General features: G+C 69.1%; 27 protein-coding genes. 17 read left to right on the top strand and 10 right to left on the bottom strand.

Going from position 1 to position 25307, the window contains the following annotated elements:
• The first annotated feature begins 38 nt into the window (after positions 1-38).
• A complete protein-coding gene (locus tag GON06_RS17510) occupies positions 39-1478 on the top strand; it encodes an MFS transporter (RefSeq protein WP_332837684.1) in 1440 nt (479 codons plus the stop codon).
• Between the two features lie 15 nt (positions 1479-1493).
• Here the strand turns inward: GON06_RS17510 and GON06_RS18865 are convergent, their stop codons facing one another.
• The 5 genes from GON06_RS18865 to GON06_RS17485 all read right to left on the bottom strand — a co-directional run bounded on the left by GON06_RS18865 (position 1494) and on the right by GON06_RS17485 (position 4790).
• Positions 1494-1895: a DivIVA domain-containing protein gene (locus GON06_RS18865; RefSeq protein ID WP_157313564.1), complete on the bottom strand. Its 402-nt coding sequence runs from the start codon at positions 1893-1895 to the stop codon at positions 1494-1496.
• A 51-nt stretch (positions 1896-1946) separates the two neighbouring features.
• On the bottom strand, positions 1947-2504 hold the full coding sequence (locus tag GON06_RS17500) for a DoxX family membrane protein (protein WP_157313563.1): 558 nt from the start codon (positions 2502-2504) through the stop codon (positions 1947-1949).
• A 92-nt stretch (positions 2505-2596) separates the two neighbouring features.
• Positions 2597-2890 (bottom strand): hypothetical protein, encoded by a 294-nt coding sequence (locus tag GON06_RS17495; protein ID WP_157313562.1) that lies wholly within the window; start codon positions 2888-2890, stop codon positions 2597-2599.
• Complete coding sequence (gene purB / locus GON06_RS17490; protein WP_378735393.1) at positions 2887-4284, bottom strand: adenylosuccinate lyase; 1398 nt, start codon at positions 4282-4284, stop codon at positions 2887-2889. The genes GON06_RS17495 and purB overlap by 4 nt, the downstream gene beginning before the upstream one ends.
• Positions 4281-4790 carry a low molecular weight protein-tyrosine-phosphatase gene (locus GON06_RS17485; RefSeq protein WP_157313561.1) on the bottom strand — a complete coding sequence of 170 codons (510 nt, stop codon included), beginning with the start codon at positions 4788-4790 and terminating at the stop codon, positions 4281-4283. The genes purB and GON06_RS17485 overlap by 4 nt, the downstream gene beginning before the upstream one ends.
• 145 nt (positions 4791-4935) lie before the next feature.
• On the opposite strand from GON06_RS17485, the gene GON06_RS17480 reads away from it, so the two are divergent.
• Both GON06_RS17480 and GON06_RS17475 read left to right on the top strand, forming a co-directional pair.
• Positions 4936-5196 carry a hypothetical protein gene (locus tag GON06_RS17480; RefSeq protein ID WP_157313560.1) on the top strand — a complete coding sequence of 87 codons (261 nt, stop codon included), beginning with the start codon at positions 4936-4938 and terminating at the stop codon, positions 5194-5196.
• 59 nt (positions 5197-5255) lie between these two features.
• Positions 5256-6635 carry a hypothetical protein gene (locus tag GON06_RS17475; protein ID WP_157313559.1) on the top strand — a complete coding sequence of 460 codons (1380 nt, stop codon included), beginning with the start codon at positions 5256-5258 and terminating at the stop codon, positions 6633-6635.
• 6 nt (positions 6636-6641) lie between these two features.
• On the opposite strand, the gene GON06_RS17470 is transcribed toward GON06_RS17475, so the two are convergent.
• A complete protein-coding gene (locus GON06_RS17470) occupies positions 6642-7046 on the bottom strand; it encodes a phage holin family protein (RefSeq protein WP_157313558.1) in 405 nt (134 codons plus the stop codon).
• A gap of 104 nt (positions 7047-7150) precedes the next feature.
• Between GON06_RS17470 and GON06_RS17465 the strand changes: the two genes are divergently transcribed.
• Positions 7151-8329 (top strand): MalY/PatB family protein, encoded by a 1179-nt coding sequence (locus tag GON06_RS17465; protein WP_157313557.1) that lies wholly within the window; start codon positions 7151-7153, stop codon positions 8327-8329.
• Between the two features lie 73 nt (positions 8330-8402).
• Here GON06_RS17465 and GON06_RS17460 read toward each other — a convergent pair whose 3' ends face one another.
• On the bottom strand, positions 8403-8771 hold the full coding sequence (locus GON06_RS17460) for a type II toxin-antitoxin system death-on-curing family toxin (protein WP_157313556.1): 369 nt from the start codon (positions 8769-8771) through the stop codon (positions 8403-8405).
• Positions 8768-8968, bottom strand: coding sequence for a ribbon-helix-helix protein, CopG family (locus GON06_RS17455; RefSeq protein WP_232528522.1), 201 nt, complete (start codon positions 8966-8968; stop codon positions 8768-8770). Before GON06_RS17455 ends, GON06_RS17460 begins: the two co-directional genes overlap by 4 nt.
• 192 nt (positions 8969-9160) lie before the next feature.
• On the opposite strand from GON06_RS17455, the gene hisC reads away from it, so the two are divergent.
• The 4 genes from hisC to GON06_RS17435 all read left to right on the top strand — a co-directional run bounded on the left by hisC (position 9161) and on the right by GON06_RS17435 (position 13874).
• A complete protein-coding gene (hisC, locus tag GON06_RS17450) occupies positions 9161-10228 on the top strand; it encodes a histidinol-phosphate transaminase (RefSeq protein WP_332837683.1) in 1068 nt (355 codons plus the stop codon).
• A gap of 166 nt (positions 10229-10394) precedes the next feature.
• On the top strand, positions 10395-11522 hold the full coding sequence (locus GON06_RS17445) for a thiamine pyrophosphate-dependent dehydrogenase E1 component subunit alpha (RefSeq protein WP_332837681.1): 1128 nt from the start codon (positions 10395-10397) through the stop codon (positions 11520-11522).
• Positions 11523-11533: 11 nt separating this feature from the next.
• A complete protein-coding gene (locus tag GON06_RS17440; RefSeq protein ID WP_157313836.1) occupies positions 11534-12499 on the top strand; it encodes an alpha-ketoacid dehydrogenase subunit beta in 966 nt (321 codons plus the stop codon).
• A 16-nt stretch (positions 12500-12515) separates the two neighbouring features.
• The gene (locus tag GON06_RS17435; RefSeq protein ID WP_157313554.1) at positions 12516-13874 is read left to right on the top strand and encodes a dihydrolipoamide acetyltransferase family protein; all 1359 of its coding nucleotides are present in this window, start codon (positions 12516-12518) and stop codon (positions 13872-13874) included.
• A 385-nt stretch (positions 13875-14259) separates the two neighbouring features.
• On the opposite strand, the gene GON06_RS17430 is transcribed toward GON06_RS17435, so the two are convergent.
• Entirely contained in the window at positions 14260-15462 is a 1203-nt protein-coding gene (locus GON06_RS17430; protein WP_157313553.1) for an ROK family protein, read from the bottom strand.
• A gap of 118 nt (positions 15463-15580) precedes the next feature.
• Between GON06_RS17430 and GON06_RS17425 the strand changes: the two genes are divergently transcribed.
• The 7 genes from GON06_RS17425 to GON06_RS17395 all read left to right on the top strand — a co-directional run bounded on the left by GON06_RS17425 (position 15581) and on the right by GON06_RS17395 (position 23275).
• Entirely contained in the window at positions 15581-16864 is a 1284-nt protein-coding gene (locus GON06_RS17425) for an ABC transporter substrate-binding protein (protein ID WP_157313835.1), read from the top strand.
• A complete protein-coding gene (locus tag GON06_RS17420) occupies positions 16861-17772 on the top strand; it encodes a carbohydrate ABC transporter permease (RefSeq protein ID WP_157313552.1) in 912 nt (303 codons plus the stop codon). The genes GON06_RS17425 and GON06_RS17420 overlap by 4 nt, the downstream gene beginning before the upstream one ends.
• Entirely contained in the window at positions 17772-18680 is a 909-nt protein-coding gene (locus GON06_RS17415) for a carbohydrate ABC transporter permease (RefSeq protein ID WP_198346748.1), read from the top strand. The genes GON06_RS17420 and GON06_RS17415 overlap by 1 nt, the downstream gene beginning before the upstream one ends.
• A gap of 57 nt (positions 18681-18737) precedes the next feature.
• Entirely contained in the window at positions 18738-20411 is a 1674-nt protein-coding gene (locus GON06_RS17410) for a glycoside hydrolase family 13 protein (RefSeq protein ID WP_157313551.1), read from the top strand.
• 169 nt (positions 20412-20580) lie between these two features.
• Entirely contained in the window at positions 20581-21543 is a 963-nt protein-coding gene (locus GON06_RS17405) for a metal ABC transporter solute-binding protein, Zn/Mn family (protein ID WP_157313550.1), read from the top strand.
• Positions 21540-22418: a metal ABC transporter ATP-binding protein gene (locus GON06_RS17400; RefSeq protein ID WP_378735255.1), complete on the top strand. Its 879-nt coding sequence runs from the start codon at positions 21540-21542 to the stop codon at positions 22416-22418. The genes GON06_RS17405 and GON06_RS17400 overlap by 4 nt, the downstream gene beginning before the upstream one ends.
• Positions 22415-23275 carry a metal ABC transporter permease gene (locus GON06_RS17395; protein WP_157313549.1) on the top strand — a complete coding sequence of 287 codons (861 nt, stop codon included), beginning with the start codon at positions 22415-22417 and terminating at the stop codon, positions 23273-23275. Before GON06_RS17400 ends, GON06_RS17395 begins: the two co-directional genes overlap by 4 nt.
• Positions 23276-23279: 4 nt before the next feature.
• Here GON06_RS17395 and GON06_RS17390 read toward each other — a convergent pair whose 3' ends face one another.
• Complete coding sequence (locus GON06_RS17390) at positions 23280-23966, bottom strand: DUF899 family protein (protein ID WP_157313548.1); 687 nt, start codon at positions 23964-23966, stop codon at positions 23280-23282.
• A 75-nt stretch (positions 23967-24041) separates the two neighbouring features.
• Between GON06_RS17390 and GON06_RS17385 the strand changes: the two genes are divergently transcribed.
• A complete protein-coding gene (locus tag GON06_RS17385; protein ID WP_332837678.1) occupies positions 24042-24614 on the top strand; it encodes a TetR/AcrR family transcriptional regulator in 573 nt (190 codons plus the stop codon).
• 287 nt (positions 24615-24901) lie between these two features.
• Positions 24902-25306 (top strand): Fur family transcriptional regulator, encoded by a 405-nt coding sequence (locus GON06_RS17380; RefSeq protein ID WP_157313547.1) that lies wholly within the window; start codon positions 24902-24904, stop codon positions 25304-25306.
• Position 25307 lies beyond the last annotated feature (1 nt).

Raw genomic sequence — 25307 nt, 5'->3', positions numbered from 1 at the left:
ACGGGAATACCGCCCCGCGGCATCCGCTTGTCACCAGGGTGACAGTCTCTTCGGACCGCGCGTCGGTCGGCCTGCGTTCCGAGCGCGGGCCCATCCTCGGCGCCCTGATGCTGTCCACCGGACTCATCGCGATCGACGCGACCATCCTCGCCACCGCTGTGCCCAGCATCGTGCGCGACCTGGGCAGCTATCAGCAGTTCCCCTGGCTGTTCTCGGTCTACCTGCTCGCCCAGGCGGTGAGCGTGCCGATCTACTCGCGGTTCGCCGACACGATCGGGCGCAAGCCCATCATCATGATCGGCATCGGGCTGTTCCTGGTGGGGTCTGTGCTCTGCGGCTTCGCGTGGAGCATGACCGCGCTGATCGTGTTCCGTGTCGTGCAGGGTCTCGGTGCGGGCGCGGTCGCTCCGATGTCGATGACGATCGTCGGAGACATCTACACCGTCGCCGAGCGGGCGAAGGTGCAGGGCTACATCGCAAGCGTGTGGGCCGTGTCCTCGGTCGTCGGGCCGGCGCTCGGCGGTCTGTTCGCCCAACTGGACGCCTGGCGGTGGATCTTCTTCGTGAACATCCCGCTGTGCGCGCTCGCCGGATGGATGCTGCTGCGGCGGTACCACGAGCAGACCGAGAAGCGTCAGCACCGCATCGATGTCGCCGGCGCTGTGCTGCTCACTGTGGGGCTCACCGGCATGATCCTCGGGCTTCTCGAGGGTGGGAACGCCTGGGCATGGTTCTCGGCCCCGAGCCTGCTGTGCTTCGGCCTCGGCGCGGTCGCGCTGATCGCATTCGCCCTGGTGGAGCGCCGTGCCGCCGAGCCCATCATCGACTTCACGCTGTTCTCGCGCCGGCTGATCCTGACGACCACGGTGGTCTCGCTCGGTGTCGGCGCGCTGATGATCGGCGTGACGAGCTTCGCGCCGGCCTACCTTGAGGGATCGATCGGCATCGCTCCGCTGCTGTCAGGTCTGGCCGTCGCCGCGCTGACTTTGGGCTGGCCTATCGCCGCGGCCAACGTCGGCCGGCTGTATCTGCGGATCGGCTTCCGGCGCACGGCGGTGATCGGGCTCTCGATCGCCTCGGTCGGCGCGATCGCCCTGGCCCTCGTGGCACGCTGGCCGAATCCCTTCTCGATCGCCGCTATTGCGTTCGTGCTCGGCTTCGGCCTCGGTTGGAGCGCCGCGCCGACGCTGATCGCCGCACAGGCATCGGTCGGCTGGGGCGAGCGCGGTGCTGTCACCGGCATGAACGCCTTCGCCCGCTCCGCCGGCAGTGCGGTCGGCGTCGCCGTCTTCGGTGCGATCTCGAACGCGGTGATCGCCCGCGGCGCCGGACCACAGGATCCGGCCACGATCGTGTCGGCGTCGACCTGGGTGTTCATCGCCGCGGCGATCGTCGCCGTGCTGACGCTGGTCGCGGCGTCGTTCATGCCGCGCGACGGTGCGATGACCGGCGACGGGAGGCCCGTCGCGGCCGAGTGATCCGGATGCTCCGAATCAGAGCGCCCCGGTCAGCAGCATCACGATGTAGACGCCGCCGAGGATGAACGACAGGACGCCCAGGATCTTGACGACTCGGAAGCTCAGCGGATCGCGGGGCGCGTCGCGCGTCGTGGCCGTATCCGGCCCGGCATCAGGTTCGTGCCCGCGCAGCTGCACAGCGATCTTGTCGAGCAGGTCGTCGACGGCATCCGCGTCATAGCCGACCATGCCGAGACCGGCGGCAGGAAACTCTTTCAGCACGATGTCGTCGGCCTTCAGCGCTGCAGGGGTGCCGCCCTCCCAGGAGCGCAGTGCAACCGCGCACTCATCCAGGAAGGCATCGACGGGTTCGACCTTGTACCGGCTTCCTGTGCGGCGCTCCGGAAGAGTGGTGGCGACGACTCCAGCGCTGTTCACGGGGCGAGCCTATCGCCGGACGCCGCCCCCCGCGGCGTCCGGCGAAGATGCTCAGGCGAGCCAGCCGAAGCGCTGCACCAGCGGGGTGGACCGCCACCAGCGGCCGAGCCCCAGACGGTCGCCGGAGGGTGAGAACGCCAGAAGCAGGGCGGCGGCGACGGCGAAGAGGTGCTCGTCGAGGAACGGGTTGTTGGCCAGCGGGAACGACGACACCCAGAGCAGCAGCATGAACGTGGCCGCACCGAGCCCCGCGACGCGCACGCCGACGCCGAGCAGCAGGGCGATCCCGGCGCCGAGGGTTCCGAGCAGGTACAGCGCGTCGACGACCGGGTGGCCGGCGAGCGGATGCAGCGCGCCGTAGGCGATGCCAGCGGGGTCGAGCCCGAACTCCAGATACCCGCGGGTGGGCGAGAACCCGTTGATCAGGGCCTTACCGGGCTCGGTGGCCAGTCCCAGTCCGAAGACCTTGTCCAGTCCGGCCCAGAGAAGCTGCCATCCCAGCGCGATGCGCAGCACGCCCAGCAGGATGCCGGGCACCTGAGCGCGGGAGCGCTCTGTGCGGGGTGTGGTGTGCGCCGCGTCCGTGGGCGCGATGGTGACGTCCGTCATGTGTCCTCCGGTTGGTTAGGGTTACCTAACCAACGTAGGTGAGGACGTGAACCGCCTCCGAATATGACGGAAAGCGACGATGACCGGGCGCGTCAGAAGTTGCGCTCGTACTCCGCCAGCTGCGCGGCGACGCCGTCGAGGAAGTCGTCTACCGTCTTCGCGTCGTAGCCGGAGATGAAGCTGCGAGTGCGGGGGATCTCCCGCACCACGACATCCTTCGCCCGCAGCGAGGCCTCCTCGCCGCGTTCCCAGGACTCCAGCGCCGCCTGGCAGTCGTCGAGCAGTTCGTCGACCCCTTCCACGGCGTACACCGGCGTCTGCGCGGTGGCGAACAGGGTGTGCGGCAGCTGGATCGCGGCGACGTCGGTGCTGTGCACCGCCTTCATCGGGCGAGCTGCTCGGCGAGACCCGTGTAGGTCGCCGGGGTCAGCGCCAGCAGGCGCTGCTTCGCGGCATCCCCGATCTCGAGGCCCTCGACGAACGCCGCCAGCTCGGCCGCTCCGACGCGGTGGCCGCGGGTGAGCTCCTTGAGCAGCGCGTATGGGTCCTCGATCGTGGAGCGCCCGGCGACGACCTCGGCGCGGATCACGGTCTGGATCGCCTCGGCCAGCACCTCCCAGTTGGCGTCGAGATCGGCCAGCAGCACCTCGCGCGAGAGCGAGACCTCGTTCAGGCCGCGGCGCAGGTTGTCGAGAGCGAGCAGCGAGTGCCCGAGCGCGACGCCGATGTTGCGCTGCGTGGTCGAGTCGGTCAGGTCGCGCTGCATCCGGCTGGTGACCAGCGTCTGCGAGAGCGAGCCGAGCAGCGCGGCAGAGAGTTCGAGGTTCGCCTCGGCGTTCTCGAACCGGATCGGGTTGATCTTGTGCGGCATGGTCGACGAGCCGGTCGCGCCCGCGACCGGGATCTGCGCGAAATAGCCCATCGAGATGTAGGTCCACATGTCGGTGGCGAGGTTGTGCAGGATGCCGCCGGCGTGACGGATGCGGTCGTACAGCTCGACCTGCCAGTCGTGCGACTCGATCTGCGTGGTCAGCACGTTGAAGCCGATGCCCATGCCCTCGATGTACTCGCGGGCGACGGTCGGCCAGTCCACGTCGGGCTCGGCCGAGAGGTGCGCCGACCAGGTGCCGGTCGCGCCGGAGAACTTGGCGAGGTAGTCGGATGCTGCGATCTGGCCGCGCACCCGCTCCAGACGCCACGCGAAGACGGCGAGCTCCTTGCCCATGGTCGACGGCGTGGCCGGCTGACCGTGGGTGTGCGACAGCATCGGAGCATCCGCGTGCTCCACGGCCAGCTCGCGCAGCTTGGCGATCACGGCGTCGAGGGCCGGCAGCCAGACCTCTTCCACCGCGCGCTTGACGGTGAGCGCGTACGAGGCGGAGTTGACGTCCTCACTGGTGCACGCGAAGTGCGTGAGCTCAGCGATCGCGTCCAGGCCGAGCGTCGAGAGCCGGTCGCGCACCAGGTACTCGACGGCCTTGACGTCGTGACGGGTGACGGCCTCCTTGGCGGCGAGCCAGTCGATCTCGTCCTGCCCGAAGTCCAGGTAGAGCGCGCGCAGCTGCTCCTTCTGGGCGTCCGCCAGGGGGGAGGTACCGAAGATCGAGCGGTCGGTGAGCGCGATGATCCACTCCACCTCGACCTCGACCCGTGCGCGGTTCAGGCCCGCCTCGGAGAGGTAGTCGGCGAGGCCGGTCGTGGCGGCGCGGTAGCGTCCGTCGAGCGGGCTGAGCGGCTGGGCGGGAAGCTGCGTGGACAGGGGAGTACCTCCGGTAGTCAGGCCCGCGCGCGCGGAAGTCGCAGCGCCGGTTCGAGCTGTCGGAACAGGCCGCGGGTCGCGATCTCAATCATATCGAGCACCGAGTCGAACATCTCGGGGCCGGCGTAGTACGGATCCGGTACGTCCATGCTGGACGCGTGCGAATCGAAGGAGCGCAGCAGTGTGACCTTGCCCTCGTCGTCGTCGGTGCGCGCCCATTCGCGCAGGATGCGCTCGTGGGTGCGGTCCAGCGCGATCACCAGGTCGTTCTCGCGCCAGGATGCCGCGGAGAACTGCTTCGCCCGGTGCAGGGACCCGTCGTATCCGTGCCGGTCGAGGGCATCGAGGGTGCGCTGGTCGGCGCGCTCGCCGAGGTGCCAGTCGCCGGTGCCCGCGCTGCGGGACACCAGGCGCGAACCCAGCCCGTGCTCGTCGGCGAGGGCGCGCAGGACGACCTCGGCCATCGGCGAGCGGCAGATGTTGCCCGTGCACACGAAGATGACGCGGAAGGGCTCCGGGTCTGTCATCGTTCCATTCTGCTCTCCAGGCCGGTGCGGTGGGGGGCGCGACCCGCATCCCACAGGCGGAGTTCATCTCGAGTTCTGCACAGCGCCGCGCGGATCACGGGTCGGCCCGAAGAGCGGATGCCGCGACCCGAGCATCCTGGTGGGCATGATCGACATCACCGCCGCCGACGGGGCAGCACAGCAGGACGCCTGGGCGTGGGTGGTCGCGTCAGCGGCGCTGGAGGAGGCCGTGAACGGGCTGTACACGACGGGGCTTCTTCTCGATGCTCTCGCCGACACGACGGACTGGCAGGTGACAGCCGGTCAGCTCGTTCACGCACGGATCCTCGGGTTCCGGCAGCAGGTGCAGCAGGGCATCGTCGCGGTGCGTGAGCTGCACAGTCGGCTCGAGGGGGTGATGTCGTGATGGCGGGCCGGGCCGATCCCGATCTGAGAGGCGGCGCCGCCGGCTTCGACGTGCCACCGATGACCGAGCGCGCCGGCGCGGTCACGCCACACGAGGTGATCGCGGAACGCGCCGAGCTGCAGATCTTCTCGGGTGGTGCGATCGCCGTCGACACCCAGGACATGCGGGTGGTGGCAGTGCAGCTGGACGCCGTCAGCAGCGCGCTCGGGGCAGCGGTGGCCGCTCTCCGCCGGGCCTGGGCGTCGGTCGCTGACGCACCCTCGCTGCGAACCAGGGCCGACGCCGGTGCGCTCTGGGACAGCGTGGCGCGTCTTGACCGGACGCACTCGGACGCACAGGAACATGCGATGCGAGTCAGGCTCATGGCCGACGCCTTCGAGTATGCGGATCTGCGTGCGCGGCAGGAGGCAGCCGGGGCTGACTTCCCCGTCGATCTGAGGAGACGGCTGGACATGCTGGCATCCGACCCGCGCGTCGCAGAAGAAGCGGGTGCATGGCTGCGGGCCTGGGAAGGCAACAGGTACAGCGGCTCAGAGATCGCGGCGGACACCGCAAGCTGGGCCTGGTGGCTGTTCCCCATGGTCCTCGGCGGACCGCTCGGGTTCCTGACGGCCGGCGCAGTGACGGGCGGGCTGGGCTGGGGCTCCGAGTATGCGAAGCAGCGAGGCCTGGGAACGATCGAGCCGGGTGAGCGACTCACCGGCCGGGCTCCCACTGTCGCGCTGGAGCGGATCGTGACACTGGACCCGACGGCAGCGTCGGTCCGGCCGCCCAAGGGTACGAAGGAGGCCTTCCGGCGGCTCCGCGACAACGGGGAGGATCAGCAGGTCAGGATCGACAGGTACACGATGCCGGACGGCACCGCGCAGTACCAGGTGTTCATCGACGGGACGGATGACGGGCTGAACCTGAACGACAGCCCGTGGGACATGAAGTCGAATGTCGACATGTACCTCCACCGCCATATGAGCGCGTCCTACGAGGCGGTGCGGCAGGCGATGGCCGACGCCGGAATCAAGTCCGGCGACACCATCGACATCGTCGGGTACTCCCAGGGCGGGCTGATCGGCACGTTCCTCGCGGCGGAGGGCGACTTCGACGTCAGGACGTTGACGACCTACGGCAGCCCGACGACGGTGGCGCTGGGCGCACGCACGCTCGTGGCCGAACTGCGGAACACGAACGAGGTGGTCGGAGGCGCACTCTCATCCAACGGGTCCGCCGGCATGACCGGCTCGAAGGACAGCTTCATCGCGATGCGCGACACGGCGTCGTCCACTGTGGTCGGCGGACACCTGCCGAGTTCGTACGAGCACACGGCGGAACTCGTGGACGATTCCGGCGATCCCCGTGTCGAGGCCCTGCGGGAGCGCTGGGGTGAGCTCGACGCCGCGACGAAGGTCGAGTCCTTCGCGTATCGTGCGCACGAGAAGGACTGAGGTGACTCAGTGCCGCTCGGCCGCCTTGCGCTGCGGGCGCAGGATGATCGAGAAGATCCAGTTGATCAGCGAGATCACGATCGCCGCGACGACTCCCCACCAGAACGAGTTCACCTCGAGGCCCCAGCCGAAGAAGTGCGTGATCCAGGCGGTCAGCCAGAGCAGGAACCCGTTGATGATCAGGCCGATCAGCCCGAGCGTGAGGATGTACAGCGGGAACGCGATGACCTTGATCACCGTCCCGACGATGGTGTTCACCAGCGCGAAGATCAGCGCGATGCCGAGCAGCGTGATGATCATCTGCAGGTCGCGACCGGGTGGGAACGGGCGCACGCTCACCTGGAGCACCGGCATGAGGGTGACGACCCAGATGGCGAAGGCGTTGACGACGACGCGGACGAGGAATCGCATGCTCCGAGTCTGACAGCCGAACGGCCGTCAGCGCATCAGCCACGCGTGTTGCTCCGTGAGTCTGCGGCATCCTTCGCCCACGGCGGACGTGGAAGACTCGGAGCATGGCCTACGACTTCGAGACGGTGATCGACCGCACCGGCACCGGTGCCGCCAAGTGGGAGGAGATGCGCGAGGCGAACCCCGACGTTCCGCCGGGCATCTCACCCTTCTCGGTCGCCGACCTCGACCTGGCGATCGCACCCGAGATCATCGACGGACTGCGCGAGCACCTCCGCACCGCCGTGCTCGGCTACACGATCGCGACCGACGACTACTGGGACGCGGTGACCGGCTGGTTCCAGCGCCGGCACGGCTGGACCGTCGACCGCGAGCAGATCTCGCTCGCCCCCGGCATCGTGCCCGCCTTCTTCACCGCCATCCGCGCGTTCACCGAGCAGGGCGACGGCGTGATCGTGCAGACCCCGGCGTACTACCCGTTCTACCGTGGCATCCTCTCCAACGGCCGCACGGTCGTCGGCAACCCGCTGGTACTGCGCGACGGGCGGTGGCGTCTCGATCTCGAAGACCTCGAGGCCAAGGCGAAGGACCCGCGCAACAAGGTGCTGCTGTTCTGCAGCCCGCACAACCCCACCGGCCGGGTCTGGGAGCGCGACGAGCTCGAGGCTGTGGCGCGCATCGCGCTCGAGAACGACCTCATCGTGATCAGCGACGAGATCCATTTCGACCTGGTCCTTCCCGGCAGCACGCACACCGTGTTCTCCACGCTCAGCCCCGAGATCGCCGCGCGCACCGTCGTGTGCACCGCGCCGAGCAAGACCTTCAACCTCGCCGGCATGCAGACCAGCAACATCGTCATCACCGACCCCGTGCTGCGCGAGACCTACAACGACGAGCGCACCCGCACCGGCTTCTTCACGCTGAACGCGCTCGGCTTCGAGGCATGCCGTCTCGCGTACACCGAGGCGGAACCCTGGTTGGAGCACCTCATCGAGCTGGTCGCCTCGAACCACGCGCTGGTGCGTGCGTTCATGGCCGAGCGGATGCCGGAGGTCACCGTCTTCGACCTGGAGGGCACCTATCTGCAGTGGATGGACTTCCGCGCCTTCGGCCACGACGCCGAGGAGCTCAAGCGCATCAACGAGCAGGAGGCGCACGTCTTCTTCGATGAGGGGTCGATCTTCGGGCCCGAGGGTGAGGGCTTCGAGCGGATGAACCTCGCCGCCCCCGCCCACGCGATCACCGCGGCCCTGGAGCGCCTCGCCGCTGCCTACGGCCGCTGACGCCCCGGTCGCCCCGCGAGGGAGCTTGCGACCGAGACGAAACGGTCTCAGGCGGCCAGAAGGTGTCGTTCTCTCATCGCCGCACGTGCGCGGCGAAGCGTGCCGCGATCTCGGGCAGCTCCAGTCTGCTCTGCGCGACATCCAGGACGAGGTTGAACGCCTCGTCCTGCGCGAATGTCACCTCGTACCCGTTGATCTTCAGGAAGGCGAAGGTCAGGAACAGCGACAGCCTCTTGTTCCCGTCGAAAAGTGAGTGATTCTGCGCGATCGAGCTGATGAGTGCGGCGGCCTTCTCCTCGATCGTCGGATATGCGTCGACGCCGAACATGCTGGCCGCAGGTCGAGCGAGTGCGGAGAAGAGCAGTCCCTGGTCGCGGACATGCAGGCCGAGTCGAGCCACGACGGCAAGCGCCTGCTCGGGATCGATGTACTCGATCGTCATGCGTCTTCGAGTCGAGTGATCGTCTCGGCGTACTGGTCGGCGATCTCGTCGACGGCGCTGAGAACCCTGGCCGTCTTCGCCTCGCTGGACGCGAACCGCTCGGCCGCTTCGATGATCACGGCGTGCTTCGACACATGTCGGGCACGCGCGATGTCCTCGAGCTGCGCATCGAGTTCCGCAGGGAGTCGAACCGTCATAGCCATACCAAAATGGTACCACTCGGGCCATCCGCCCGGCCGATCTCGTTGGAGATCACAGACCGTACGTCCGCCGTTCGGTGTGCCGGCCACTCGGGTCGCAGAACGCGCCGCGGCCCGCGCATCCGGTCCGTGATTTCCCGCAGGATGCCCGGGATTCCACCGATCTGCCCGGCCTCTTAGACTCGTACCGTGACTGAGCCGATCCTGCCCCGCATCCGTCCCGAGATCGCGGCGCTGCCGCCGTATCGCCAGGGCAAGCAGGCGGGTGCCGACGCGTTCAAGCTGTCCAGCAACGAGAACCCGTTCGAGCCGCTGCCGTCGGTCGTCGAGGCGCTGCAGCACACGACCCCGGTGAATCGCTACCCGGATGCCACGGCCGGCGCCCTGCGGGCCCGGCTGGGGGAGAAGTACGGCGTCGCGCCGGACGCCGTGCACGTCGCCGCCGGCTCGGTGTCGATCCTGCACCAGCTCGTGCTCGGCACCTCGAGCGTGGGCGACGAGGTCGTCTACGCGTGGCGCTCCTTCGAGGCCTACCCGAGCCTGCCTCTGGTCGCGGGGGCCACCGGCGTGCAGGTGCCGCTCGCACCGGGCGCGCGGCACGACCTCGACGCCATGGCCGACGCCATCACTGACCGCACCCGCGTCGTCATCGTGTGCACCCCGAACAACCCGACCGGCCCGATCATCACCAGTGCCGAGTTCGCCGCCTTCATCGCCCGCGTCCCGCAGGACGTGCTCGTCGTCCTCGACGAGGCCTACGCCGAGTTCGTGACCGACCCCGAGGCCGTGGACGGTCTGAAGGAGCGCGTCTTCGAGAAGCATCCGAACGTCGTCGTGCTGCGGACGTTCTCCAAGGCGTACGGCCTCGCAGGGCTCCGCGTCGGGTACGCGATCGGGCATCCGCGGGTGCTCGACGCGGCCCGCACCACCGGCATTCCGCTGTCGGTCACCAGCGCCGCCGAGAACGCCGCCATCGCCAGCCTGGATGCCGAGGACGAGCTGATGGAGCGCGTGGCCGTGATCGTCGAGCGGCGCGACCGTCTCGTCGCGGCCCTGCGCGAGCTGGGCTGGAAGGTGCCGGACTCGCAGTCCAACTTCGTGTGGCTGCGCACCAAGGAGCGCACCGACGAGATCGCCGAGGCGTTCGTCGCCGCCGGCCTGATCGTCCGCCCGTTCTCGGGCGACGGCATCCGCATCTCGGTCGGCGAGGAGGAGTCGCTCTCGCGCATCCTCGAGGTCGCTGCCGCCGTCCGCTGACCGCTGACCCCCGGGTCATGGGCGAGCGGAGCGAGACGAAGGGCGCTCCGGCGTTTCGTCTCAGTCGCTGCGCTCCCTCGCTCAACGACCGGTGGGTTTCCGAGCAAGTACTAGGGCCCCCGAACTATGCGTGACCGGGCATGCGGGCGCGGGTACCGTGGAGCGGGTGACCTCTTCTGAGACCCCCCTCGTCCGCGTCCTGGACGCCGACGGACGGTTCGCTCCGACGGATGCCGCAGAGCAGTACCTGCCCCTGATCGAGGCGCTCACCGACGCCGAGCTCGAGCAGTTCTACCGCGACATGGTCGTCATCCGCGCGATCGACACCCAGGCCACCAACCTGCAGCGTCAGGGCCAACTGGCCCTTTGGCCGCCGAGCCGCGGGCAGGAGGCCGCGCAGGTCGGCTCGGCCCATGCCGCCCGCCCGCAGGACACGATCTTCCCGTCCTACCGCGAGCACGTCGTCACCCGGATCCGCGGCGTCGACCCCGTCGACATCATCAAGCTGATGCGCGGTGTCTCCCACGGCGGCTGGGACCCCACCGACCCGAAGAACGGCAACACCCGGCTCTACACGCTGGTGCTCGGCTCGCAGACGCTGCACGCGGCCGGCTTCGGCATGGGCCTCGCGTTCGATGGCAGGTGCGGCAGCGGCGACCCCGAGCGCGACGAGGCCGTCGTGGTCTACTACGGCGACGGCGCCTCCAGCCAGGGCGACGTGCACGAGGCGATGGTCTTCGCCGCGAGCTACAACGCTCCCGTGCTGTTCTTCCTGCAGAACAACCACTGGGCCATCTCGGTGCCCGTCGCCACGCAGTCGAAGGTCCCGCTGGTGGGACGCAGTGCCGGCTACGGCATCCCGTCGGTGCGTGTGGACGGCAACGACGTCCTCGCCAGCTACGCCGTCTCACGCAGGCAGCTCGACGAGGCGCGCGCCGGCGGCGGCCCCCGCGCGATCGAGGCGGTCACCTACCGAATGGGCGCGCACACCACGAGCGACGACCCCACGAAGTACCGCGGCAACGCCGAGGAGCAGGAGTGGGCGCTGCGCGACCCGATTGCGCGCATGCGAACCTACCTTCTCGGAAGGGGAGCATCGGAAGCTCTCTTCGCCGACGTGGACGCCGAGGCGGCGGATGCCGCGGAGGACCTGCGCTCCCGCAGCGTCGCGCTGCCCGAGCCCGGACCCGACGCGATCTTCCGGCACGTGTACAGCGAGCCGCATCCGCTGATGGCCGAGCAGGAGAAGTGGCTCGCCGACTACGAGGCATCCTTCGAGGAGGGCGCACAGTGACCATCGAGACCATGCCCCTCGCGAAGGCGCTGAACGCCGGCCTGCGCAAGGCCATGCAGGACGACCCGCGCGTCCTGCTCATGGGTGAGGACATCGGCCCGCTCGGCGGTGTCTTCCGCGTCACCGAGCACCTGCAGGCGGAGTTCGGCGACCGACGCGTACTGGACACCCCGCTCGCCGAGTCCGGCATCGTCGGCTCCGCGATCGGCCTCGCGATGGCCGGATTCCGTCCGGTCTGCGAGATCCAGTTCGACGGCTTCGTGTTCCCCGCGTTCGACCAGATCACGACGCAGCTCGCGAAGCTGACCAATCGGCACGAGGGCTCGCTGTCGCTGCCGGTCGTCATCCGCATCCCCTACGGCGGGCACATCGGTGCGATCGAGCACCACCAGGAGAGCCCGGAGGCGTACTTCACGCACACTCCCGGCCTGCGCGTGGTCAGCCCCTCGACGCCGAACGACGCGTACTGGATGATCCAGGAGGCGATCGCCTCGAACGACCCGGTGATCTTCCTCGAGCCGAAGAGCAAGTACTGGCAGAAGGGCGAGGTCGAGCTGGACGCCTCGGCCGCTCCGCTGCACGCGACCCGCGTCGTGCGCCGCGGCACCGACGTCACCCTCGTCGGCCATGGCGCCATGGTCACGACCCTGCTGCAGGCCGCGGCGCTCGCCGAGGCCGAGGGCACCAGCTGTGAGGTCATCGACGTGCGCTCGCTGTCGCCGGTGGACTACGGGCCCATCCTCGACTCCGTGCGCTCCACCGGGCGGATGGTCTACGCGCAGGAGGCCCCGCAGCACACCAGCGTCGGCAGCGAGATCGCTGCGACCGTGATGGAGCGCGCGTTCTACGCGCTCGAGGCTCCCGTGCTGCGCGTCTCGGGCTTCGACACCCCGTTCCCGCCGGCGAAGCTCGAGGGCGCCTACCTGCCCGACGCGGACCGCGTCCTCGAAGCCGTCGACCGCTCCCTCGCCTACTGATCCGAAGGAACCTCACATGAGCACTCAGACCTTCACCCTCCCCGACGTCGGCGAGGGCCTCACCGAGGCCGAGATCGTCAGCTGGAAGGTCGCCCCTGGCGACACCGTCGCGGTCAACGACGTCATCTGCGAGATCGAGACGGCGAAGTCGCTCGTCGAGCTGCCCTCGCCGCACGCCGGCGTGGTCGGTGAGGTGCTCGTCGAGGAGGGGAAGACGATCGACGTCGGCACCCCGATCATCAGGTTCGTCACCGAGACGGCGGATGCTGCGGCTCCTGAGCGAGCGAAGCGAGACGAAGGGCCGGCACCGGCCGCCGAGGGCGGCGGCGCCGTGCTGGTCGGCTACGGCACCGGGGGAGGAGCGACCTCGCGGCGCCGGAAGCCGGCCGAGCGCCCGGTGCGTTCGTCCGTCGGGGTGATCGCGAAGCCCCCGATCCGCAAGCTCGCCCGCGACCTGGGCGTGGATCTGGCATCCGTTACGCCGACCGGTGCCGACGGCGAGGTGACTCGCGACGACGTCATGAAGCACGCCTCGCAGGCCAGCGTCTTCCGCAACATCGAGACCCCGGAGTGGGGCGATGTGCGCGAGGAGGTCGTCCCGGCGCCGGCACCCGCGCCGGTGGGCCTCGCCCGCGGGCTGAATCCTGTTCCTGAGCGAGCGCAGCGAGACGAAGGACGCACCGAGGCGATCCCGGTGAAGGGCGTGCGCAAGGCGAGCGCCAACGCGATGGTGCAGAGTGCCTACTCGGCCCCGCATGTCACGGTGTGGAAAGAGATCGACGCCACCCGCACGATGGAGCTCGTCAAGCGGCTGAAGGCCTCGCCCGACTTCGCCGACATCAAGGTGTCGCCCCTGCTGATCATGGCGCGCGCCGTGATCTGGGCGCTGCGCCGCACTCCGATGGTCAACGCCGCCTGGGTCGACACGGCCGACGGCGCCGAGATCGCCGTGCGGCACTACGTGAACCTCGGCATCGCCGCGGCGACGCCGCGCGGGCTGATCGTGCCGAACATCAAGGATGCCCAGACGCTCGGAATGAAGGATCTCGCCCGCGCGCTGAACCGCCTGACGCTCACCGCCCGCGAGGGCAAGACCGCTCCGGCCGATCAGCAGGGCGGCACGTTCACGATCACGAACATCGGCGTCTTCGGAATGGATGCCGGCACGCCGATCATCAACCCGGGCGAGGCCGGCATCGTCGCGATGGGCACGATCGCCCAGAAGCCCTGGGTCGTCGACGGCGAGGTGCGCCCGCGCTGGGTCACCACGGTCGCCGGCTCGTTCGACCACCGCGTGATCGACGGCGACGGCATGAGCCGCTTCATCGCCGACGTCGCCGCGATCCTCGAGGAGCCCGCGCTGCTGGTGGACTGAGTCCGCTCTGCCCTTGCAGGTGGCGGACGTTTCTGCGTCCGGCGGGCGACTCGCCGCGGTCGGATCCGCCATCCGGAGTTCGGTCCGCCATCTGCAGGCGGAAGTGGATGCTGGTCTGCTGCCGGGTGCGGCGTTGGGGTTGCCACACTTGCAGGTGGCGGACGTATTTGCGTCCGGCGGGCGACTCACCGCGGTGCACTCCGCCATCCGTCATTCGGTCCGCCATCTGCAGGCGGAAGTGGATGCTGGTCTGCTGCCGGGTGCGGCGTTGGGGTTGCCACACTTGCAGGTGGCGGACGTATTTGCGTCCGGCGGGCGACTCACCGCGGTGCACTCCGCCATCCGTCATCTGGTCCGCCATCTGCGGATCAGACCTCGCGCGAGCTCAGGCCTGTAGCCGCCGCTGCGCGATCGCCGGCACAGCACGGGTGCGCGCGGCATCACGGGCGGTCGCGACCGCGCCCAGTGACACGACATCGGCGCCGAGGGCCGAGGCGATCAGCTCCGGCGCGGGCAGGTGCAGCTGCGACGGCAGGCTGCGCCGGGCCGCCGCCAGCACCGGCTCGATGCTGTCGGCGACCGCACCGCACACGATCACTCGCAACGGGTCGAAGGTGCTGCCGAGCACGCCGATGATGATGGCGACGGTCTCGCCGACCCGATCGGCGATCACTGCGGCATCCGCATCGCCGCCGGCGGCGAGCTCGAGCACGGTGCGCGGGTCGATGTCCTTGCCGTCAGCGAGCACGCCGACCGCGCCAGAGCCGGCGAAGTCGCCGGCGGCGACGGCGGCGCGCACCTCGCGTTCGATCGCGTAGCGCAGTCCGTACGCGGTACCGACACCGACGACGTGGTCGAACACGACGCCTTCACCGACGCCGCCGTGCGCGCCGTGCAGCAGATGGCCGTCGACGACGACGCCGGCGCCGAAGCGCTCGCCGGCGAGCAGGGCGACGTAGTCCTGGCATCCGATCGCGGCGCCGCCGGCGCCCTCGGCGGCGGCGGCGAGGGATGCGTCGTTCTTGACGTCGACGACGGGCGCCCAGTCGCCGAGCAGATCCGCGAGGTCGGGGTTGGTGCGTTCCCAGAACCCGTCGGGGTGCGGGGGAGAGATGCCGTCACGGTTGACCGGGGCTGCGACGCCCGCGCAGAGCGCGAGCACGCTGTCGCGCTCGACGCCGGCCTCGCCGAGCGCCGCGTCGAGCAGGCCGCCGAGCGTGCGCCGACGGGCACCCGCCGACGCGGTGCGCGGCACCTCGATGCGCCGATGCGCGAGGACCGTCTCGAACGGGTCGGCGACGGTGACCGCGAGATGCGAGAGACCGGAGTCGATCCCGATCACGACGCCGAGGTCGTCGGCGATCTCGAACCGCCGGGCGGGCCTTCCGCCGCGGTACTCCCCGGCGGAGCGGGCGTTCGGCAGTTCACGGAGGATGCCGATGCCGGCCAGCGTGTCGATCGCCTCGATCACCGTCGACCGGGTCAGGGCGGTCGACGTCATCGCGTCGGTCGCGGTGAACGCGCCCGCACTCCAGGCGAAGTCGAGGACGGCTGCGACGCTCGCGCGGCCCGCGGCGGAAATCGTCATGGGTCTTGACCCTCCTCCCACACAGAGAGTACCGTCTTGACAAGTTGATTTGGTGACTAGATTTAATCGAAGGATCTAGCACGACGGAAGGACGACGGTGTCTCGACGATTGACACGGATGCGGCGCCTGGTCGCTGCCGGGGCGGTGATGGTCCTCGGTGGGGCCCTGCTCGCCGGCTGCTCGGCCGACGGCCGCGAGACGATCCGCTTCACATTCAGCAAGCGCGAGGCGATCGCGTTCATGACCGACCTGGTGGCGAAGTACAACTCCTCGCAGGACAAGGTCCGGGTCGTGATCGACACCTCCGGCGTCGACGTGGTCTCGGCCAGTTTCGTGCGCGGGAATCCGCCGGACATCATGCTGGCGAACTACAACATGGAGGTCTCGCGCTTCGTCGAGCGCTGCGCGCTGAGCGACCTCGGCGACACCGATGCGGCATCCGAGATCAAGGACGACTACCAGCCGCTGCTCGACCAGTACGGGGTGTGCGCAGGACGCACCAGCGCCCTGCCGTACTCCGTGATGGCGGCGTCGGTGATCTACAACAAGCAGATCTTCGCCGACAACGGCATCGACGTGCCGACCACGTGGGACGAGCTGCTCGCCGCGTGCGAAGCGCTGAAGGCCGCCGGTGTCACGCCCTTCGAGGCCACGCTCAAGGACGACTGGACCGTCGGACAGGGCTGGTTCGACTACACCGTTGGCGGTTCGCTCGACGTGATCGACTTCTTCGACGCCCTCAAGGTCGAGGGCGCCGACGTCGGGCCGAGCTCCGAGACCTCGTTCTCGAAGGACTTCGCCGAGCCGATGGACCGGATGCAGCAGCTGCTGAAGTCGTACATCAACGAGGACGCCCCGAGCCGCGGCTACAACGACGGCAACCTCGCCTTCGCCCAGGGCAAGGCGGCGATGTACCTGCAGGGACCGTGGGCCTTCAGCGAGATCGCCAAGACCGCGCCCGACCTCGAACTCGGAACCTTCCCGCTGCCGATGACCGACAGCGAGGACGACCTCGCCGTGCGCGTCAACCTCGACCTCGCCGCGATGATCCCCGAGGGATCCCGGCACAAGGAGGCTGCACGCGACTTCCTGGAGTACCTGTACGAACCCGAGAACATCGAGGAGTACAACGCCTCGCAGCTCGGCTTCACGCCGACCGAGAGCGCCCCCGCGCCGGACGACCCCCGCATCGAGGGAATGATCGAGTACGTCGACTCCGGGCGCATCTACCAGGGGCCATCGGTGCTCGTGCCCAAGACCATCCCGGTCTTCAACTACGCACAGGCGATGGCGCTCGGCGCCGATCCGGCATCCGTCCTGGCGACCATGGACGCCGACTGGGCGCGCGTGGCGTTCCGTGCTCCGGTGCTGAAGAGCGAGACGAAGGAGTCCGCGAAATGACCACCACGACGACGATCGTCACCGCGGGCGACCGCACGATCCGACGGAGCAGCCGCCGGGTCGAGCCGATCTACTTCCTGTTCCTGCTGCCCAGCCTCGTGCTGTTCACGCTCGCGATCACGGTGCCCGGGGTCATCGGCATCTTCTTCAGCTTCACCGACTCCATCGGCATCGGCGACTGGAGCTTCAACGGGCTCACCAACTACATCGCCCTGTTCAGTGATCCGGCCATCCTGCAGAGCTACCTGTTCACGTTCGGCTTCTCGATCGCCACGGTCGTCGTCGTGAACGTGATCGCGTTCCTGCTCGCGGTCGGGCTCACCTCCCGCATCCGGATGAAGACCGGGCTCCGTGCGGTGTTCGTGATCCCGATGGTGATCTCGGGCATCATCATCGCCTACGTCTTCAACTTCCTGTTCTCGAACTCCCTGCCGGCCCTCGGCTCGGCGCTCGGGATCGAGTGGCTGCAGACCAGTCTGCTGGCCAATGCTGATCTGGCCTGGACGGCGATCGTCGCCGTCACCGCCTGGCAGGCGATCCCCGGCACGCTGCTGATCTACATCGCCGGGCTTCTGTCGGTGCCGGGCGACGTCTACGAGGCGGCTGACATCGACGGCGCCTCGAAGCCGCAGCAACTCGTCCGCATCACGCTGCCGCTGGTCGCCGGCTACGTCGTCATCAACGTGATCCTCGGATTCAAGGGCTTCCTGAACGCCTACGACATCATCGTCGGTCTGACCAACGGCGGGCCGGGCACCGCCACCCGCAGCATCGCGATGACCATCATCACCGGCTTCAACGGCGGCGACTACGCCTACCAGATGGCCAACGCGACGATCTTCTTCATCGTCGCCGTCCTCATCTCCCTCCTTCAGCTCTCGCTGACCCGCGGAAGGAACGCACTCTGATGTCAACGCAGACACTCATCGCCGTCGAGGCGGAGGCCGCCCGCGAGGGCCGAGCCGGCCGCAAGGGCCGTGCACCCCGCATCCGGATGGAGCGGGTGAACTGGTCGGCCACGATCATCCTCATCCTGTGCGCCGTCACCGTGCTGCTCCCGCTGTACGTCACCATCTCGATGGCGTTCAAGACGACGAACCAGGCCGTCGACGGCAACGCGTTCTCGCTGCCGGCGCCGTTCTCGATCGACGGGTTCGTGCAGGCCTGGAACCTCACGAAGTTCCCGGTCGGGGCGGGCATCTCGCTCCTCGTCACGGCCGGGACCGTCGTGGCGACCATCATCCTCGCCGCCTTCGCGTCCTACGCGATCGTGCGCAACTGGGACCGCCGGCTGTTCCGCTGGTCGTTCTTCTACCTGCTCGCGGCGATGTTCATCCCGTTCCCCGTCGTGGCGCTGCCGCAGATCCAGCTCACCGGCCGCGTGGGGCTGGACAACCCGTTCGGCGTGATCATCCTCGCGACCATGTTCCAGCTCAGCTTCAGCGTGCTGCTGTTCACCGCGTTCCTGCGGTCGATCCCGCTCGAGCTCGAGGAGAGCGCCCGCATCGACGGTGCGAGCACGTGGCAGACGTTCTGGCGGATCATCTTCCCGCTGCTCGGGCCGATGAGCGCCACGGTCGGGATCTTCGCCTTCCTGTACGCCTGGAACGACTTCATGATGCCGTCGCTGATCATCTCCGATCCCGCGCTGCAGACGCTGCCCGTGCGGCAGAACCTCTTCCAGACCCAGTTCAGCAACAACTACAACGTCTCGTTCGCCTCCTACCTCATGGCGATGGCCCCGGCCATCGTGGCCTACCTCTTCACGCAGCGCTGGGTGATGGAGGGCGTCACGCAGGGCGCTGTCAAGGGCTGACCACCGAACGTTCACCACGACCGACACCGAAGAGAACACGAAGGAGCCTCACCTCTCATGACCGATGCGCTCGTCATCGACACCCCCGAAGACCAGCGGACACCCGCATGGTGGCGCCAGGCCGTCGTCTACCAGATCTATCCGCGCAGCTTCGCCGACGCGAACGGCGACGGGATCGGTGACATCCCCGGCATCCTGTCGCGCGCCGACTACCTCGCCGATCTCGGGATCGACGCAGTGTGGCTGAGCCCGTTCTATCCCTCCGCGCTGGCCGACGGCGGATACGACGTCGCCGACTATCGCGACGTCGATCCGCGGCTCGGCACGCTCGCGGACTTCGACGCCATGGTCGCCGCGCTGCACGCGCGAGGGATCAAGGTCGTGGTGGACATCGTGCCGAACCACACCTCGAACCTGCACGCCTGGTTCCAGGAGGCGCTCGCTGCGGGGCGCGGATCCGCCGCGCGCGAGCGGTACATCTTCCGGGACGGCAGCGGCCCCGACGGGGCGGAGCCGCCGACGGACTGGCAGTCGACGTTCGGCGGGGGAGCCTGGGAGCGGGTGGATGACGGGCAGTGGTACTTCCACCACTTCGCCGTCGAGCAGCCCGACCTCAACTGGGCGAACCCCGAGGTGCGCGCGGACTTCGTGAAGACGCTGCGCTTCTGGTCGGACCGCGGGGTCGACGGCTTCCGCATCGACGTCGCGCACATGCTGACGAAGGATCTCACCGAGCCGCTGCCCTCCACCGCCGAACTGGCGGCGATCCCGCGCGACGGCAACCACCCGCTGTTCGACCGCGACGACGTGCACGAGGTGTACGCCGAGTGGCGCGAGGTCTTCGACTCGTACGACCCGCCGCGCACGGCGGTGGCGGAAGCGTGGGTGGAGACTCCGGAGCGCCGCGCGAAGTACGCATCGGCGGAGGGGCTGGGTCAGGCGTTCAACTTCGACCTGCTCGTCGCCGACTTCGACGCCGCGCAGTTCCGCACGATCATCGCGGACAACCTCGCGCAGGCCCGGACGACCGGATCGTCGACGACGTGGGTGCTGTCGAACCACGACGTGACCCGGCACGCCACCCGCTACGGGCTGCCCGCGCTGAACGGTCGCGCGGTCAAACAGGGCACGGAATGGGTGGCGGCAGGCGGGCCGGAGGAGCTCCTCGACCGTGAGGGCGGCGCGCGCCGGGCGCGCGCCGCGACCCTGCTGCTGCTCGGGCTTCCCGGCAGCACGTACCTCTACCAGGGTGAGGAGCTCGGCCTGCACGAGGTCGCCGCGATCACGCCGGAGCAGCGGCAGGATCCCGCGTTCTTCCGCGGTGGCGAGTTCGACGGCCTGGGCAGGGACGGATGCCGCGTGCCGCTGCCCTGGACAGCATCCGGATCGTCGTTCGGGTTCGGCGCCGACGGCGCCCACCTGCCGCAGCCTGCCTGGTTCTCGGAGTACGCCGTGGACGCCGAGGCGGCCGATGCCGAGTCGACCCTGAACCTGTACCGTGAGGCGCTGCGTCTGCGGCACGAGCTGCAGACCGGTGAGGAACTCGAATGGATCGAGACCGGTCGCGACGACGTGCTGCGCTTCGTCCGGCCGAACGGCTGGCAGGTCGTGACGAACTTCGGCATCGAGCCGTATCCGCTGGACGGTGAGGTCGTACTTGCCAGCAGGCCGATCGAACCCGGCATCCTGCCGGCGGAGACCACCGTCTGGCTCGCACCGACCGATCGTTGAGGGCGTCCTTCGTCACTTCGACTCGCTTCGCTCGCTCAGTACGGCGCTCGCTCCGCTCGCTCAGGACCCGGAGCTCCGGGTCCTGAGCGAGGAGCGCCAGCGACGAGACGAAGAGCGAGGCGGCGTTCCGCTTTTGAGAATGATTCTCATATCCGTTAGTGTCGTACTCATGAAGAAGACGGCATGGGTGGTTCTGGCGGCAGCGACGACGATCGGCGCGCTCGCGCTGAGCGGATGCTCGTCGCCGGCGACATCCGACGACGGCCGCGTGCAGGTCGTCGCCTCGACCAACGTCTACGGAGACATCGCCGCGACCATCGGCGGCGTCCGGGTCGACGTCACGAGCATCATCGACGACGCCGCGAAGGACCCGCACTCCTACGAGGCATCCGCCCGCGACCGGCTCTCCGTCAGCAAGGCCGATCTCGTGATCGAGAACGGCGGCGGCTACGACGCCTTCATGGAGTCGCTCCGTGACGGATCGGATGCCACGGTGATCACCGCCGTCGAGTTCTCGCATGACTTCCCCGGGGCGGAGGAGGAGCACGAGGACCACGCCGCCGACCACGACGGCGAGGAGGGCCACGAGGGCCACGACCACATCGAGGGCTTCAACGAGCACGTGTGGTTCGACGTGCACACCATGATCCACGTCGTCGAGCACGTCTCCGAGGATCTCACCGAGCTCGACCCGAAGGGTGAGTCCGAGTACGCGAAGAACGCCGAGAAGCTCGTCGCCGAGCTCGAGGCCTTCGAGAAGGAGCTCGGCACGCTGCACGAGGCGAACGAGGGGCGCCCGATCTTCATGACCGAGCCTCTGCCGGGCTACCTCGCAGCGGCGATGGGCCTCGACGACGTCACACCCGACGGCTTCTCCGAGGCTGTCGAGGAGGGCAACGACGTCGCCCCGGCGACCCTGCTCGCCGCGCGGAAGCTGATCGACTCCCGTCAGGTCGATGCGGTGCTCACCACCGTGCAGACCTCGGGGGGCGAGACCGGCGAGGTCACCGGCGCCGCCGAGAAGGTCGGCATCCCCGTGGTGCCGTTCAGCGAGCTGCTCGCCGCGGATCAGTCGTACGCTGAGTGGATGCACGACGCGATCCAGAGCCTCGCCGACGCGCTCGACCGGTGAGCGGCGCTGCGCGCCGGCGGGTTCCCGGGTCTCCCATCGACCGCCCGCCCATCCTCGAGATCCGCGGTGCCGCTCTGCGCCGTGAGGACCGCGAGCTCTGGTCGGGCCTCGATCTCGATGTGCACCCCGGCGAGCTGATCGCGGTGCTCGGCCCGTCCGGTTCCGGCAAGACGACCCTGCTGCGCGCCGTCCTCGGCCTGCAGGCGCTCTCAGCCGGCGACATCCGCTTCGAGGGCGAGCCGATCCACACCGGGAACAGGCGCGTCGGCTACATCCCGCAGCAGCATCCGTTCCCCGTCGACACGTCGATGCGTGCGCGCGACCTCGTGGCGCTGGGCGTGCACGGCACGCGCTTCGGGCTGCCGATCCCGCGCCGCGGCGAACGCGAGCGCGTCGACGAGCTGCTCGCGGCCGTCGGCGCGACCGACTTCGCCGATCGGCCGGTCGGCCTGCTGTCCGGCGGCGAGCAGCAGCGGCTGCGCGTCGGCCAGGCCCTCGCCGACGACCCCGCGTTGCTGCTCTGCGACGAGCCGCTGTCGAACCTCGACCTGGCGAACCAGCGCGCGGTGATCGACATCATCGATCGTCAGCGTCGCGAGAAGGATGCGGCGGTGCTGCTGGTCACGCACGACATCAACCCGCTGCTGGGCAAGGTCGACCGCATCCTCTACATCGCCTCTGGCCGGTTCGTGCTCGGACGCCCGCAGGAGGTGCTGCGCAGCGATGTGCTCACCGACCTGTACGGCACCGCCGTCTTCGTGCTGCGGGCCGGTGACCGCCTCGTGGTGGTCGGGGCGCCGGATGCCGAGACGCGGCATGAGCACGAGCACGATCACGAGCATGAGATCGGCGACGTGCCAGGAGGTTTCGCATGATCCCCCTCGCGCTCGGCTGGAGCGACATCTTCTCGTTCCAGGACTACGGCGAGCTGGTCGCGCTGCTGTCGAACTCGATCATCGCCGGAGCGGTGCTCGGCCTGGTCGGAGGTCTCATCGGCGTGTTCGTGATGCAGCGCGATCTCGCGTTCGCGGTGCACGGCATCAGCGAGCTCTCCTTCGCCGGCGCCGCCGCCGCGCTGCTGTTCGGCGGCAGCGTCGTGGCCGGATCGATCGGCGGCGCACTGGTCGCGGCCATCGTGATCGGCCTGCTCGGCACCCGCGCCAGAGAGCGCAACTCCCTGGTCGGAGTGCTGATGCCGTTCGGCCTCGGCCTCGGCATCCTGTTCCTGTCTCTCTACGACGGCCGCAGTGCCAACCGATTCACGCTGCTGACCGGGCAGATCGTCGCGGTGTCGAGTCCCGACCTCGGTTGGCTGATCGGCATCGGCGTCGTGGTGCTCGCGGGACTGCTGCTGATGTGGCGGCCGCTGCGCTTCGACTCGCTCGACCCGGTGTCCGCGGCTGCTCGCGGCGTACCGACCCGCGTCGTCGGGCTGCTGTTCATGGTGCTGCTCGGCCTGATCGTGGCGGTGGCGGTGCACATCATCGGCGCACTGCTGGTGATGGCGCTGCTGGTCACGCCGGCCGCCGCCGCGATGCGCGTCAGCGCCGGGCCGATCGCGGTGCCGCTGCTGGCCGCGCTGTTCGGATTCGTCGCCGCCGTCGGCGGCATCCTGCTGGCGCTCGCCGGCACCCTGCCGGTGAGCCCCTACATCACGACGATCTCGTTCCTCATCTACCTCGGATGCTGGGCCGTGCAGCGCATCCGCGGACGCGTGCGCCGGACGGCCTGAGCTTTCACGCGGCCGGATCGCCGTAGCGCTCGGCGATGTCCTTCGACGACGGCCAGCCCTCGTAGGTCGCATGCTGCGGCCAGCCCTCGGGTACGTCCTGCCACTCCTCCTGGCGGCCATAGGGCAGCACGTCGGCGATGGCGAAGCTGAGCATGAACTGCTCGGCGCCGCGGCCGGTGGTGTGCCAGGTGCGGTAGACGTCATCGCCGTCGCGCAGGAACACGTTGTAGGCGAAGCCCTCGCCCGGACCTGCGTCCACGTCGGCGCCGAACGGGCTGCCGGCCGACGAGAACCAGGTCATCTGATTGCCGACCCGCTTCTTGTAGGCGAGGATCTCGTCCATCGGCCCGTTCGTGACCGCGACGAAGCGGACGTCGAGCGGCTCGACGATGTCGGGGCGGGCGAACTGTGCAGTTCCTCCGGTGCAGCCGGAGCACTGCCATGTCGCCCCGTCCGTCCACATGTGGTTGTAGACGACGAGCTGGCTGTGTCCGTCGAACATGTCGGCGAGCGTGACGGTCGATCCGTCCTCGGCGGTGAGCCGGTACTCCGGCATCTTCACGGCCGGCAGCCGGCGGCGTGCGGCGGCGATAGCGTCGAGCTCGCGCGTGGCGGCCTTCTCGCGCACACGCAGCTCGGCCAGCGCGTCGCGCCAGGTCTGCTCGTCGACGACAGGGGGAAGCGCGGTCATGATCACTCCTATGTTCACGGCGTCCACATCTGATATGTTCACACCGTACACATCGGCGGGCGGGAGGGCAAGAGGGTGGCCTATCATCACGGGGACCTCGCAGCCGCACTGGTCGAGGCAGGCCTCGACACCACTCGGGAGGGCGGAATCGACGCGCTCTCGGTGCGCGAGGTCACCCGCCGCGTCGGCGTCTCGCCGAACGCGGCGTATCGGCACTACCCGAACCTCGCGGCGCTGCGCGAGGCCGTCGCGGCCGCGATCCTCGGGCAGGTGGCCGCCTCGATGGCCGCAGGAGCGGCATCCGACCCGGCAGCGCGGCTGCGCACGATCGGCCTCGCCTACATCGACTTCGCGCTGCAGGAGCCGGGCTGGTTCTCGGTCGCATTCTTCGGAGGCCGGTCTCTCGGGCCGGAGGACATCGCGACGACCCCCGCGTTCCGCGCGCTCGCCGCCGCCCTCGGCGACCTGGTCGCGCAGGGCGCACTGCCGGCGGATGCCGCACCCGCAGCGGCCTGGTCGTGCTGGGCGACCGTGCACGGCTTCGCGGAACTCTGTCTGCATGGCCCGCTCGCGGCGATGCCGCCCTCCGAGCAGCGCCGCCTCGCGGCATCCGCCGTCGACGCGATCGTCGCCGGGATCGCCGCCTGACCCTGCGCGTCCCACAGGCGCGGTGTCGCGTGGGGAGCTCCGGGGGCCGGGCGTGGAGTGCACCGCGAGCTGGCGAGTGCACCGGTTGTCGTCGACTGCACCACTTGCCGAGGTCGACAACCGGTGCACTCGTCGTGAAATGGTTCACTCGGGGCGTGCCAGCGGTGGGGCGTCGCTCTCCAGTGAGTGAACGCGATCTCGCCGTCGGCAACCGGTTCACTCGAGAGGCGCCGACGGACGGAGCCGCGGCCCAGGCATCCCACACCGGCGCGGCCTAGACTCGGAGCATGGCTCAGCGGAACACCTGGCAGCGGGAACGCGTGCGCGATGCGCTCGGCGACACGCAGGGCTTCGTGAGTGCGCAGAGCCTGCACGCCGCGCTCCGGGAGGCGAACACCGGCATCGGACTCGCCACGGTCTACCGCACGCTCGCCGGGCTTGCGGCATCCGGCGAGGCCGACTCGCTGCAGAGCCCCGAGGGTGAGGCGCTGTACCGGGCGTGCACCACGCAGGGTCACCACCATCACCTGATCTGCCGCTCCTGCGGTCTCACAGTCGAGATCGAGGCGAAGGACGTCGAGCAGTGGGCGCAGCGCACGGCTGCGCAGAACGGCTTCCGCGACGCCGAGCACGTCGTCGACATCTTCGGTCTGTGCGCCGACTGCGCCGCCAGTCAGGACGCCGGCGAGTGAC

The organism is Microbacterium sp. MAH-37 (assembly GCF_009758255.1).
Taxonomy (GTDB): Bacteria; Actinomycetota; Actinomycetes; order Actinomycetales; family Microbacteriaceae; genus Microbacterium.
This window is presented reverse-complemented; position numbering and strand designations above follow the sequence as displayed.